This window comes from Robertmurraya massiliosenegalensis JC6, from assembly GCF_000311725.1.
Taxonomy (GTDB): Bacteria; Bacillota; Bacilli; order Bacillales; family Cytobacillaceae; genus Robertmurraya; species Robertmurraya massiliosenegalensis.
In genome coordinates, this window is record NZ_HE978518.1 from 26,611 (window position 1) to 39,709 (window position 13,099).

Genomic DNA, 13,099 nt, shown 5'->3' on the forward strand with positions numbered 1-13,099 from the left:
ATTTTACATGTAAGGATAGATGCTGTGTATGAAAAACATCAAGTTGTTAGCCGTTAAAGAAAAAATATTACTCGTTTGGAAAATTCCATCCTTTCCGATTCTTTTTCTTATTAATACTATATTTGGTATGTCGATGTCTTTTTTTGTGCCATTTTCTTCGCTTTTTGGAATTGATGAAGTTGGAATGAGCAATGTCAGTTTTGGCATTTTTATGACTGTGTTGGCGCTCGGCGGGGTGCTGATCAGTAGTTATATCGCCAAACGTTCAGACTCGAAAACAAGTCGGAAAACATTATTACTGCTAACCTCGTTCACAGGAATTCTTGGTTATGCGTTATTTGCATTTTTACGTGAGTACATCCCACTCATGTTGACTGCTTTTGTATTACTAGGTACAACAGCTGCCGCAGTGCCACAACTTTGGGCATATGCGAGAGATACGCTAAAGGCAGCGGAAATTCCAAGTCAAGAAACTCCCTTCATCATGAATATCTTTCGAATGTTTTTTGCTCTTTCATGGACGATTGGACCAGCATTAGGCTCTTGGTTATTAATCATGGTTGGATTTAGAGGGTTATTTTTATTTGTGGCAGGAGGATATTTACTTGCCTTCTTAACGATTTTCTTCTTTTTAAAGGATCTCCAAAAGCAAACGGATGCATTAAAAGAGCCAATGAAGGTAAATAAATATCTGATCAAACCGCATATTGTCGCAAATCTTGCCGCAGCTTTGCTACTTGCTACTGCTACATCGATTCATATGTTAAACGTTCCCCAGTTTGTAACAAAGGTACTAAATGGAACAGAAATGGATGTAGGAATCATATTCAGTGTTCCTCCAATCTTCGAAGTGCCATTTATGATCGCTTTAGGTATTCTTGCTACAAAAATGGATAATGGATTATTAGTGAAAATAGGCTTTTTCATTGCTTTTACCTATTTTCTATTGTTCAGCTTTGTTACAGAAACATGGCAAATTTATCCGCTGCAAATATTAAGTGCAGCACAAGTGTCGATCACTGCTGGCATTGCGATTTCCTACTTTCAGGATTTTATACCAGAAGCACAAGGGACAGCTACAACTCTTTATATGAATGCGACACAAATCGGGCAAACGGTCGGGTATTTACTGTTCGGGTTCATTTCTGAATTTATCAACTATGGTAATCTCGTCTTGATATATTCTGCCTTTGCAGGAGTTGGTTTTTTATTGTTATTTTTATTTGGGAAAGAGAAAATCACTCTCAAATTAAATAAAGCAGAGGGGCAGAGGCTTTAAATAAACAAAACTCCGACATGCTCGGAGTTTTGTTAGATTTCACGAAATATACTTTCCAGATCTCGATAACCAGTTCGATCTTCGCTGCTTGGTTCGTCACGTTCTAAAGTCCAAAGATTATTTAATGGTGTTAGACGTTCCTGCTCATTTTTGCGAAATGACGTATGTAGGTGATAGGTTTGACCATTTTTAGTTACTGTGTAGCCCATATGGGTAATATCATCCTGCCCATCTTCTTCATAAATCCCGATTTCATCAAGTTCAAATTGTTCTAGATATTGTTGGAATGGTTCTTGTAATCCCTCAATGAGGTTAGAGCGTGTTATGTACTCCACTTTGTATACTCCTTTCAACCATCAGATGTATTTAATATGTGTCGTCATACAAAAAATATCCAGTTGCTTCATCTCCATTTTTCCTCAATTACGTTAATAAATGCTTCGACATTTTTATTATTTTCCATAATGGGTGAGTATACGTAAGAAAATGTTCTTTTAAAGTCTTGATTTCTCAGTGGAAGAATTGCTAAGTAATGATGCTCCAATTCTCTTTTTATCGCATGTTTAGAAAGCAAGGATACTCCTAAACCATTAATAACCGATTCTTTGATGGCTTGAATGCTATTCATGGTGAGAAGTGAATGTATTTTTAGTCCATTTGTACTTAAGATTTCTAATAGAAAATCTCGATTTCCAGAACCGACTTCTCTTGATAACCATGTCTCCTTTTTTAGCTCGTGAAAGCTAATCTCCTCTTTTCTCGCAAGTTGATGATCAGGCGAGGAAACAATAAAGAATTCTTCCGCCATAAACGGGATGATTCGCAAATCCTTTTCTATCGCTTCACCTTCAATAAATCCTATATCGATTTGAAATTGTCGAACAAATTGGAGAATTTCCTCTCGATTGCCAATCATCATTTCAATCTCAAGAGCAGGATATTTCTCTTGGAGGTTACATAGGATCGAGGGTAGGATGTACTCTCCAATTGTATAGCTTGCACCAATGGTTAGCTTACCAGCAATTTTGTGATGAAATTCGAGAATTTCTTGTTTTGCAATGTCATAGACTTCAATAATTTTCTTTGCACGCTGTAACAATAACTGTCCACTTGGAGTAATTTTTAAAAATTTAGGTGAACGTTGAAATAATTCGGTATTGAATTCCTTTTCCAAGTTTTTAATATGGAGGCTGACCGTCGGTTGAGACATGAGAAGTTTATCAGCGGTTTTTGTAAAGTTTTTCACTTCAGCTAATGTCACAAATGTTTTCAATTCTTCTAATTGCATCGATCTCCCACCTTATGATTAGGAATGTTGATGATTCCGATTATTTAAAATTATTTTACATATAGCCATTTCTTCGTTAAAGTTTTGAATTAAATAAAAGGTTTTTGAAAAAACAGAACATGAGAATTTTTTTTAACTTTAAAACCAACTTATTTGATAGGAAAAGTAAATATAATGATATATTACCAAATTTTTTGCGAGGTGGATAGTATTGCAAATACAAGTAGGGAACAGTCCATTTAATCAGGAACAAGCAAAACTCATCAATCAGTTACTTGCGACATTAACAGATTCACAAAAAATCTGGTTAAGTGGATATTTATCAGGTTCGATAACGATGCAGGAAGATCCAGTAACAGAACAAGTTAAATCAGCACCGAAGGAAGTGGCAATCCTTTACGGGTCACAAACAGGGAACGCACAAGGACTGTCAAAAAAAGCAAAAGACAGACTTGAAAGGAATGGTTTTAAGGTAAATATCTTTGCGATGAATGATTTTAAACCGAATCAACTAAAAAAAGTCGACAACCTTCTACTCCTTGTTAGTACACATGGAGAAGGTGACCCACCTGATAATGCCATCATTTTTCATGAGTTCATACATGGGAAACGGGCACCAAAGCTTGAAAAACTAAACTATTCCGTTTTAGCTTTAGGGGATAGTTCTTACGAGTTTTTCTGTCAGGTAGGAAAAGAATTTGACCAACGATTAGAAGAACTGGGTGGAACGAGGATTTATCCCCGCTTTGATTGTGATCTGGATTTTGAGGAACCAGCTGATGAATGGTTAGAAGGAGTTATCAAAAGCTTAAATGATTCGAATCTATCAAAGGATCAGGCAGGATCAAACGTGGTAACTTCTGTTCCAACAACTTCTTCCTATTCACGAAGCAATCCTTTTAAAGCCGAGGTATTAGAAAACTTCAATTTAAACGGGAGTGGTTCGAATAAAGAAACACACCATATAGAATTATCACTAGAAGGTTCAGGGTTAAGTTATAAACCGGGCGATAGTGTAGGTGTAATTCCGGATAATGACCCACAATTAGTTGAGGAACTGATACAAGCATCGAATTGGAGTCCTGATGAAACGGTCACCATCAATAAGCAAGGAGATATTTTATCGTTCAAAGAGGCGATTACGAGTTATTACGAGATAACGGTCTTGACGAAACCTCTTTTACAAAAAATACAAGAGTTTCTCCAACATGATCGCTTAAATGATTTGTTAGCAAAAGGGAATGAAAAGAAACTGAGAAGTTATATTGAAGGTCGGGATTTACTCGATGCGATCAATGATTTTAGTGTATGGGGGAATACGGCACAAGATTTTGTCTCCGTTCTCCGGAAAATTCCTCCTCGCTTATACTCCATTGCTAGTAGTTATGACGCTAATCCAGAGGAAGTCCATTTAACTGTAGGTGCAGTAAGATATAGCGCCAATGGACGGGAAAGAAAAGGGGTATGCTCGACTTTATGTGCAGAAAGATTAGAGATAGGGGACAAGATACCTGTTTTTATCCAAACAAATGAACATTTTCGCTTACCAGACGATCCAGCTACAGCCATCATCATGGTTGGTCCTGGGACAGGAGTCGCTCCATTCAGAGCTTTTATGCAGGAACGAGAAGAACAGGGAGCAACGGGGAGGTCTTGGTTATTCTTCGGTGACCAACATTTTATGACCGATTTTCTCTATCAAACAGAGTGGAATCAATGGCTAAACAATGGTGTTTTAACCAAGCTGAATGTTGCATTTTCTCGTGATGGGAAGGAAAAAGTTTATGTGCAGCAACGAATGAAAGAAGAAAGCAAGGAATTATTCGCCTGGCTACAAGGAGGAGCTGTTCTTTATATTTGTGGAGATGAAAAAAATATGGCGAAGGATGTCCATGAAACGCTCATTGAAATCATCGAGAAGGAAGGGAACTTAAGTCGTCTGGAAGCGGAAGAGTACGTAGCAAAGCTTCAACAACAAAAGCGCTATTTACGAGATGTATATTGAATTGAAAGGAGTTTGACAGTATGGGAAATAAATCGATAAAAGCACCTGATGGACCTCCAAGCATCAATGAAAAATTAAAAAGAGAGAGCCAATTTTTACGCGGAACATTGAAAGAAGAAATGGCAGACCCTTTGCAGGCATGTATATCTGAAAATTCAAATCAATTGTTAAAATTTCATGGAAGTTATCAGCAAGATGATCGAGATCTACGGAATCAAAGGCAAAAGCAAAAGCTAGAACCAGCCTATCAATTTATGATCCGTGTCCGTCTTCCAGGTGGTGTAGCAACTACAGAGCAATGGCTTATGATGGACGAAATCGCAGAAAAATATGGCAATCATACATTAAAGCTAACAACAAGACAAACATTTCAAATGCACGGAATTTTAAAATGGAATATGAAAGAAACGATGCAGGAAATTAATCAAGTACTATTGGATACAATCGCTGCTTGTGGCGATGTGAACCGGAACGTGATGAGTAACGCTAACCCTTTTCAATCAGAACTCCACGCTGAAGTGTACGAATGGTCGAAGAAACTAAGCGATGATCTTCTACCGAAAACTAGGGCTTATCATGAAATTTGGCTCGATGAAGAAAAAGTATTCAGTAGTCCTGAAGTGGAAGAAGTAGAACCAATGTATGGTCCAGTTTACTTGCCAAGGAAATTTAAAATTGGTGTAGCAATCCCACCTTCCAATGATGTTGATGTCTTTTCACAAGATTTAGGATATATCGCAATTGTTGAAGATGACAAGCTTATAGGCTTTAACGTCGCCATTGGCGGTGGAATGGGGATGACTCATGGAGATAAGGAAACGTATCCACAAATTGCTAAAGTGATCGGGTTTTGCACACCAGAACAAATAGTTGATGTCGCCGAAAAGATTATTACCGTACAGCGAGATTATGGAAATCGTTCCAATCGGAAAAATGCCCGTTTTAAATACACGGTCGATCGTCTCGGACTCCCAACGTTAAAGGAAGAACTACACAATCGCCTTGGATGGGAATTGGCAGAGGCAAAGCCCTTTAAGTTTGAGCATAATGGGGATCGTTATGGTTGGGTAAAAGGGATAAAAGGAAAATGGAATTTCACCCTTTTTGTTGAAGGTGGTAGAGTGAAAGATTTTGAGAATATAAAAATCAAAACAGGAATTCGAGAAATTGCTAAAGTTCACAAAGGTGATTTTCGACTAACTCCAAACCAAAACTTAATTATTGCCAATGTATCGAGTCATCATAAAAAACAAATAAACGAGTTGTTGGAAAAATACGGTTTAACGGATGGACAGCATTTCAGTGCTTTGCGACGAAATTCAATGGCCTGCGTGGCCCTACCAACATGTGGTTTGTCGATGGCAGAGGCAGAGCGCTATCTACCTACACTGATTGATAAAATTGAAACAATTGTAGACGAAAATGGACTTCGTGACGAAGAAATTACGATCCGAATGACGGGATGTCCTAACGGGTGTGCGAGACATGCACTTGGAGAAATTGGTTTTATCGGCAAATCATTAGGAAAATACAATATGTATCTAGGGGCGGGATTTGATGGTAGTCGCCTTAGCAAATTGTATCTCGAAAATATCGGGGAAGAAGAGATTCTTTCAGAACTAAAAGGGCTTCTATCAAGATATGCAAAAGAAAGAGAAGAAGGAGAACATTTTGGCGATTTTGTTATCCGTGTAGGGATCGTGAATGAAACGACGGATGGAACCAATTTTCATGATTTACAGTAAGCTAAGTGAATAAAGGAGGTTTAACTGATGAAAACCAAGATTACCTACGAACACTGGCAGTCCATTTCGCATCTATTTGAAGTAGATGAAGAATATAAAGGAGCTCGCTCCGTTATTGAATGGGCATACCAAATGTATCCCGAGGAAAAAATCTCCTATGCTTCAAGCTTTGGAGCGGAAGGGATTGTCTTAATTGACCTCATTCATCAAGTAAAGCCTGATGCCCATATCGTGTTTTTAGATACGGATTTACATTTTCCAGAAACGTATGAGGTCATCGAGAAAATGGAGAAACGGTTTCCAACACTACGAATTGAAAAAAAGAAACCAGCACTTACATTAGACCAGCAAGCAGAGAAATTTGGTACGGCATTATGGAAACGGGATGCGAATCAGTGCTGCCATATTCGCAAGGTCGTACCGTTACGTGAAGCAATTGGTGAAAAAGAAGCTTGGATTTCAGGGCTTAGAAGAGAACAGTCCCCTTCAAGAACTCATACAGAATTTCTCAATAAGGATGAAAAATTTAAAAATATAAAAATATGCCCGTTGATTCATTGGACGTGGGACGAAATTTGGGCATATATTAAAGCACATGAACTTCCATACAATGAATTGCATGATCATCAATATCCAAGTATCGGTTGTTTTCCATGTACTCAACCGGTAGCGGTAGATGGTGATTCTAGAGCGGGCCGCTGGTCTGGTAGTAGCAAGACGGAGTGTGGACTTCACACAAGCTAGAGGAGGTTGGCACGATGGTTATCTTGGCCATTCTCATTGCGTTGTTTTTTGCCCTTAACATTGGTGCCTCTGGTGCTGCTGCATCCATGGGGATTGCTTATGGAACGGGCGTTGTTAAAAAGGGAATGGCATTATTTCTTTGTGCCATTGCTGTATTTCTTGGGGCCTATTTAGGTGGCGGAGAAGTTGTGAAAACATTAGGGAGCGGGATTGTTCCAGGAAATACATTTACGGTTTCGGTTACGATCCTCGTCCTACTTTCAGCCGCTTTATCATTATTTTTGGCAAATATATTAGGAATTCCATTATCGACAAGTGAGGTTGTTGTAGGTGCCATCGTCGGAGTTGGAATTGTCTATCAATCTCTTTTTATGGATAAATTAGTATGGATTTTACTATTTTGGGTGCTTACACCTATTGTTGCCTTTATCATGGCTGTGATCGCTTCGATGTTTCTCAAGTTCAAGGGCATGAAATCGTGGCTTAAAAAGCCCTCGATCAGTCGTACGTTACCAACGATAGTCATTGTGATGGGGATGTTTGAGGCCTTTTCCGCTGGGATGAACAATGTCGCAAACGCAGTTGGCCCCTTAGTTGGAGCAGAAATTCTTTCGACCCAATCAGGGATCTTGTGGGGAGGCTTGTTCGTTGCTATCGGAGCACTTGTCTTAGGAAAAAGAGTTCTGGAGACGAACGGAAAGAAAATAACGAACATTCGTCTAGAAGATGGGTGCATTATTTCTGGAACAGGGGCAAGTATCGTTATCACTGCGTCCCTATTTGGAATACCTGTGCCTTTAACACAAATCACGACAAGTTCTATTATCGGCATCGGTTTTGTAAAGGATGGAGTTGCTGTATTAAAAAAGAAAATTGTCGTCCAATTATTAATCGTTTGGGTTGTATCCCCGATCATTTCGATGGTGCTTTCTTATAGTCTGGTCCAATGGATCATTGAGAAAAATTTCTATCCAATGCTCATCCTTTCTTTCGTGTTTTTCGTCATAATTGGAACTGTTTTCTCTATCCGAAGAAAAAATGTCCAGATTCCAGCACAAACGAGAAAGGAAACATCTTTAACTGAAAAAAGCTAATTTAAATTGAAAGGATTGAGAGAGTTGTCTTTTTTGCCAAGTCCACATGGTGGAACATTAATCCAATTATATCAACCTGAATTCGATATCAAATCGATAAAAAAAGAAATCAATATTGATGCCATTGCATTGAGTGATCTTGAATTAATCGGAATTGGCCTTTTTAGTCCGCTTACAGGCTTTCTTGGAAGGAAAGACTATGAATCTGTCGTGGAAAATATGCGTTTAGATGATGGGACGGTGTGGTCGATCCCGATTACACTGCCTGTTACTCCTGCGATTGCAAATGAATTAATTGTCGGTGAAAGCTATAAATTGAATTTTGATGATGAAACCTATGGGATGATTACTGTCTCAGAATGCTATGAACCAAATTTACAAAAAGAAGCCATCGAAGTATATAAAACAGAAGAAAGTGCACATCCAGGTGTGAAGCATCTATTTCAAAGAGGCAGTGTATATGTCGCAGGCGATATTATTCTTGTAAAAAAGCCTGATAAGGGCATTTTCACTGATGTATGGTACGAACCGAAAGAAACACGTGCCTTGTTTGAAAAGAAGGGCTGGAAAACTATCGTTGGTTTTCAAACGAGAAATCCGATTCACCGAGCTCATGAATATATTCAAAAAGTGGCACTTGAAACGGTCGATGGCTTATTTGTCAATCCATTAGTTGGAGAGACGAAAGCTGATGACATCCCCGCTGATATTCGCTTAAAAAGTTATCGAGCTTTACTCGAAAACTATTATCCTACTGAACGGGTTCATCTTGGAGTCTATCCAGCAGCGATGAGATATGCAGGACCTAGAGAAGCCATTTTCCACGCAATTGCTCGTAAAAATTTTGGCTGTACTCATTTTATTGTCGGAAGAGACCATGCGGGTGTTGGAAATTATTATGGTACTTATGATGCTCAACATATTTTCGCTGAGTTTACTACAGAAGAATTAGGCATAACACCGTTATTCTTTGAGCATAGTTTCTATTGCAATAAATGTGAAGGAATGGCTTCAGATAAGACCTGTCCACATGGCAAAGAGGACCGTGTCATTCTTTCTGGAACAAAGGTCAGAGAAATGTTGAGAGACGGGGTTTTACCACCATCCACTTTTAGTAGAAAAGAAGTGATCGAAGTTCTAATCGATGGACTAAAGGAAGCTACAACTGTGACAGGGGGCCGATGAAGTGAAATCTACAAATCTAACATGGCATAAAACAACGATATCGAAATTAGAGCGTCGAAATCAAAATGGGCATGGGAGCTGCGTTTTATGGTTCACAGGACTATCCGGTTCTGGCAAGTCAACGATTGCCAATGCCATTTCAAGTGAATTGTTTCGCCATGGGATTAATGAATACGTTCTTGATGGTGATAATATTCGCCATGGACTGAATAAGGATTTAGGCTTTAGCGAAAAAGATCGTACGGAAAATATAAGACGTATTGGGGAAGTTGCGAAATTATTTGTCGATAGTGGCAAAATTGTCACAACAGCGTTTATTTCTCCATTTCAGTCTGACAGGGATCATGTTCGTGCCCTGTTTGAGGACGATGAATTTTTTGAAATATATATTGATTGTCCCATAGAAGAATGTGAGAAACGGGATCCAAAACAGCTTTATGCAAAAGCAAGGAGAGGAGAAATTAAGGATTTTACAGGTATTCACTCTCCATATGAAGCACCACTACATCCAGATCTAGTGATTCATACAAATGAATTAACGATTCAAGAGTCCGTTGAAAAAATAGTAAGCTTTTTGCAAAAGAAAAATCTCCTGTAATGGAAGGGTGAGGGGGCAATGGTTGGCAAAGTATATTTAGTTGGAGCTGGTCCTGGTGACCCTGAATTAATTACTGTTAAAGGTCTTCGTTATATTAAAGAAGCAGATGTGATTCTTTATGATCGCTTAGTTAATAAAGGACTTTTACAGTATGCAAAGGATGACGCACAGCTTATCTATTGTGGAAAACATCCACAAGCACATACGATGAAACAAGAAACGATTAATCATTTTCTTGTTAAATATGCAAAAAAAGGTCTTCAAGTTGTGCGTTTGAAAGGGGGAGACCCGTTTGTATTTGGACGTGGCGGTGAAGAAGCGCAAATCTGTGTGAAGAATCATATCCCGTTTGAAGTCGTTCCGGGAATAACTGCAGGGATTGGGGCTGCCGCTTATGCGGGCATCCCTGTGACCCATCGTCATATAAGTAAAAGCTTCGCCATCATTACGGGGCATCAAGTTGGAGATGTAGCAGCAGAACAGCAATGGTATCATTTGGCAAATGGTGTCGATACAATCTGTGTCTATATGGGGGTTTCTCAACTTCCAACCATTATCAACAATTTACTGAAATATGGGAAAGATAAGAATACGCCAATTGCTCTTATTCATTGGGGCACATTGCCAGAACAGAAGACAGTAACTGGGACGCTTGATACTATTTGCGAAATGGTAAAAAAAGAAAATATCTCTAATCCGAGTATGATCGTTATTGGAGAAGTCGTAAGTCTGAGTTCTCAATTGAATTGGTTTAATGAAGAAATGAGAACCTATATGACAGCTGCTGAAGGTTGATGAAAAGGGAGTGAAGATATGAAGGCCGTTCTTTATGTAGGACACGGTACTCGTTCAAAAATAGGAGCTACAGAAGCGAGACATTTTATCGAGTCCATTATGGGAAAAGTACCGGTTGATATACAAGAAATGAGCTTTCTTGAGCTTACTTCTCCGACGATAAATGAAGGTTTTATCCGATGTGTAGAAAGAGGAGCAACTGATATTGTCGTTGTGCCCATTCTCCTTCTGAAAGCTGGGCATATGAAAAAGGATATCCCTGAGGTAATGAATTCCCTCAAAGAGCAATATCCTCACATAAATGTTGTCCTTACGGATGCGTTCGGGGTTCAAGAAGAAATAATCGATGCGATGTCCGATTTAATATTACAGGCAGTACCTGATTTAGCAAAAGATGATACTCTATTAATTGTCGGTAGAGGAAGCAGTGATCCAGATATACATAGTGCTTTTTCTAAGATAGAAAAAGGAATTCAAACACGGCTTAAATTTTCCGCCCTATCGACTTGTTATTTAGCTGCAGCTACGCCAACTTTTCAGGAAGGATTAGATCATATTCTTGAGAAAACGAAGAATCGGGTCATTGTTCTACCCTATCTGCTCTTTTCAGGTCTTCTTTTAACAGAAGTCAACAAAGGTTGCAAAAAGTTTGGCTCGAAAATCATTCAAGTGGAACCATTGAGCCGTCATGAAGCGATACAGACTGTAGTTGTACGTTCCGTTTTGAACATGAAACATTCAAGTGTTTATGCTTGAATGTTTTGAGGCGTTATTAAATAAATGATGACGTATAAATTGAAAAGACAAGCATTAAAGGACTATAATATGGATAGGGCTAAATACCTATATCGGAAATTGTAACTTAATAATGTGGAAAAAGGCAAATTCGTTGAAAGATGAAGACGCAAAGCTTTAGGGGCTAACGTACATATACGATGCCAGCCAGTTACCGATTAAGTAAGCAGAAGTTAATCGGAATCGATTAGCTTTTTTTCATGAGAAAGTGGGACAACTTGTGCCTAACCATATTGAAAGCTTGGATGAATTAAAACGTAAAATTTATTTATTTACAGCGCCATTGATTATACTCGCATTATTTCTCAACAATTTAACTGAATACTATGCGGTCATTAGCTATTATTTAAGTGTTACACTAGCCTTTTACCTTATTTTCAGCTGGATCATGATCTACAAAAGATGGTATTTTCGCTTTATCGAGCTTTCCAATTTGTTTTTAGTTAGCCTCTATCAATTAAATCAATATTATCAATCTGTGCAAGTCAATCTGGTAGAGAGGAACGATTCAATCAGCGATTTTGTGATATGGATGCCTTTATATGTCGTTTATATCTATTTAACGTTAGGAAGAAAAAAGGGAATTTTATTTTCTTTTCTTGTATGGGCATTAACTGCGCATATTGGAATTCAATTTGCTCCATCCTATGAACCGAACTCAGTTGATTCACTCATCCAATACCATGTTGCTAATATTGTTTATATTTTCGTTTTTTACTATGCTCAGTTTGCCTTCGGGATGTTTTCTGAGTTAAAAACGATTAAATCAACTGCCTATATTGATCCATTAACAGAAGTCCAAAACAGAAGGAAGCTGGATTTAAATTTAGATCTATATTGGGAAAAAGCCAATACCACGAAGCAAGAGTTATCGGTTATTTTAATTGTTCTTGATAATTTTAAGAAAATAAATGACCAATTCGGTCATGATGTTGGTGATCGGGTTTTGCGAGAATTTAGCCAAGTGATCTCCAATACTTTGAGAAACGATGAGATTTTTGGACGTTGGGGAGGAGAAGAATTCATGGTATTATCACCTGCTTCTCTCCTTAATGCTAGAAAATTAGCGGAACATATAAGATATTGTATTGAGAAGCATCGATTTCATGATATTTCAAATTTGACAGGGAGTTTTGGGGTAAGCCATTATATTCCAGGTGATACAAAGGAGACTTTAATTAAAAGAGCGGATATCGCCCTTTATGAAGCGAAATCGGAAGGGAAAAATCAAGTAAGAGTTTGTTGAAATGAACAAAGCTCCTACAAAATGTAGGAAGCTTCCGGTTTGTCTTATTCGATCCAACCATCTCTCACCCTTAAGCGGAATTTTTCCTGTTATCTCCTCGATGGAATCCCTTTTAGGAGAAATAACGGAAGATTTTCCGCTTATGGAGAGCAAAATCGTTTCTTTTGGCATTTTTTGAAGGAATAGCAGGAATTTTTCCTGTTATTTTGACTCTTTTTCATGATGCTTGCTCATTAAGCGGAATTTTTCCTGTTATTTTTTCATGCCGATATTCCTACCGTTTATTCGAACATGAAATCGAGGGAATTTATAATTTCCTGACAAG

General features: G+C 38.3%; 12 protein-coding genes and 1 riboswitch. Of the genes, 10 read left to right on the plus strand and 2 right to left on the minus strand.

Annotated features, from left to right (window positions below; all coding sequences use genetic code 11):
- Nucleotides 1-28: 28 nt before the first annotated feature.
- A complete protein-coding gene (locus BMSHG_RS27250; protein WP_019156682.1) occupies nt 29-1,279 on the plus strand; it encodes a sugar efflux transporter in 1,251 nt (416 codons plus the stop codon).
- A 32-nt stretch (nt 1,280-1,311) separates the two neighbouring features.
- Here the strand turns inward: BMSHG_RS27250 and BMSHG_RS22330 are convergent, their stop codons facing one another.
- Entirely contained in the window at nt 1,312-1,614 is a 303-nt protein-coding gene (locus BMSHG_RS22330; protein ID WP_019156683.1) for a DUF5634 family protein, read from the minus strand.
- 68 nt (nt 1,615-1,682) lie between these two features.
- On the minus strand, nt 1,683-2,567 hold the full coding sequence (locus BMSHG_RS22335) for a LysR family transcriptional regulator (RefSeq protein WP_019156684.1): 885 nt from the start codon (nt 2,565-2,567) through the stop codon (nt 1,683-1,685).
- A 211-nt stretch (nt 2,568-2,778) separates the two neighbouring features.
- On the opposite strand from BMSHG_RS22335, the gene BMSHG_RS22340 reads away from it, so the two are divergent.
- The 9 genes from BMSHG_RS22340 to BMSHG_RS27255 all read left to right on the plus strand — a co-directional run bounded on the left by BMSHG_RS22340 (nt 2,779) and on the right by BMSHG_RS27255 (nt 12,774).
- Nucleotides 2,779-4,572 (plus strand): assimilatory sulfite reductase (NADPH) flavoprotein subunit, encoded by a 1,794-nt coding sequence (locus tag BMSHG_RS22340; RefSeq protein ID WP_019156685.1) that lies wholly within the window; start codon nt 2,779-2,781, stop codon nt 4,570-4,572.
- A 20-nt stretch (nt 4,573-4,592) separates the two neighbouring features.
- Complete coding sequence (gene cysI, locus BMSHG_RS22345; protein WP_019156686.1) at nt 4,593-6,317, plus strand: assimilatory sulfite reductase (NADPH) hemoprotein subunit; 1,725 nt, start codon at nt 4,593-4,595, stop codon at nt 6,315-6,317.
- 27 nt (nt 6,318-6,344) lie between these two features.
- Nucleotides 6,345-7,061 carry a phosphoadenylyl-sulfate reductase gene (locus BMSHG_RS22350; RefSeq protein WP_019156687.1) on the plus strand — a complete coding sequence of 239 codons (717 nt, stop codon included), beginning with the start codon at nt 6,345-6,347 and terminating at the stop codon, nt 7,059-7,061.
- Between the two features lie 14 nt (nt 7,062-7,075).
- Nucleotides 7,076-8,155, plus strand: a complete 1,080-nt coding sequence (locus BMSHG_RS26755) for an inorganic phosphate transporter (RefSeq protein ID WP_019156688.1) — start codon at nt 7,076-7,078, stop codon at nt 8,153-8,155.
- A 24-nt stretch (nt 8,156-8,179) separates the two neighbouring features.
- Nucleotides 8,180-9,340 carry a sulfate adenylyltransferase gene (sat, locus tag BMSHG_RS22360; RefSeq protein WP_019156689.1) on the plus strand — a complete coding sequence of 387 codons (1,161 nt, stop codon included), beginning with the start codon at nt 8,180-8,182 and terminating at the stop codon, nt 9,338-9,340.
- 1 nt (nt 9,341) lies between these two features.
- Entirely contained in the window at nt 9,342-9,938 is a 597-nt protein-coding gene (gene cysC / locus BMSHG_RS22365; RefSeq protein WP_019156690.1) for an adenylyl-sulfate kinase, read from the plus strand.
- 18 nt (nt 9,939-9,956) lie between these two features.
- Nucleotides 9,957-10,733: a uroporphyrinogen-III C-methyltransferase gene (cobA, locus tag BMSHG_RS22370; RefSeq protein WP_019156691.1), complete on the plus strand. Its 777-nt coding sequence runs from the start codon at nt 9,957-9,959 to the stop codon at nt 10,731-10,733.
- An 18-nt stretch (nt 10,734-10,751) separates the two neighbouring features.
- Nucleotides 10,752-11,489: a sirohydrochlorin chelatase gene (locus BMSHG_RS22375; protein WP_019156692.1), complete on the plus strand. Its 738-nt coding sequence runs from the start codon at nt 10,752-10,754 to the stop codon at nt 11,487-11,489.
- A gap of 113 nt (nt 11,490-11,602) precedes the next feature.
- A riboswitch (cyclic di-GMP riboswitch) is annotated at nt 11,603-11,687 on the plus strand.
- Nucleotides 11,688-11,748: 61 nt separating this feature from the next.
- Complete coding sequence (locus BMSHG_RS27255) at nt 11,749-12,774, plus strand: GGDEF domain-containing protein (protein ID WP_019156693.1); 1,026 nt, start codon at nt 11,749-11,751, stop codon at nt 12,772-12,774.
- The last annotated feature ends 325 nt before the right edge of the window (nt 12,775-13,099 follow it).

Bases quoted from the DNA above. Each gene is read 5' to 3' on its own strand.
- BMSHG_RS22375 (WP_019156692.1), top strand. From the start codon at position 10,752: ATGAAGGCCGTTCTTTATGTAGGACACGGTACTCGTTCAAAAATAGGA.
- BMSHG_RS22350 (WP_019156687.1), top strand. From the start codon at position 6,345: ATGAAAACCAAGATTACCTACGAACACTGGCAGTCCATTTCGCATCTA.
- cobA (WP_019156691.1), top strand. From the start codon at position 9,957: ATGGTTGGCAAAGTATATTTAGTTGGAGCTGGTCCTGGTGACCCTGAA.
- cysI (WP_019156686.1), top strand. From the start codon at position 4,593: ATGGGAAATAAATCGATAAAAGCACCTGATGGACCTCCAAGCATCAAT.
- BMSHG_RS26755 (WP_019156688.1), top strand. From the start codon at position 7,076: ATGGTTATCTTGGCCATTCTCATTGCGTTGTTTTTTGCCCTTAACATT.
- BMSHG_RS22335 (WP_019156684.1), bottom strand. From the start codon at position 2,567: ATGCAATTAGAAGAATTGAAAACATTTGTGACATTAGCTGAAGTGAAA.
- BMSHG_RS27250 (WP_019156682.1), top strand. From the start codon at position 29: ATGAAAAACATCAAGTTGTTAGCCGTTAAAGAAAAAATATTACTCGTT.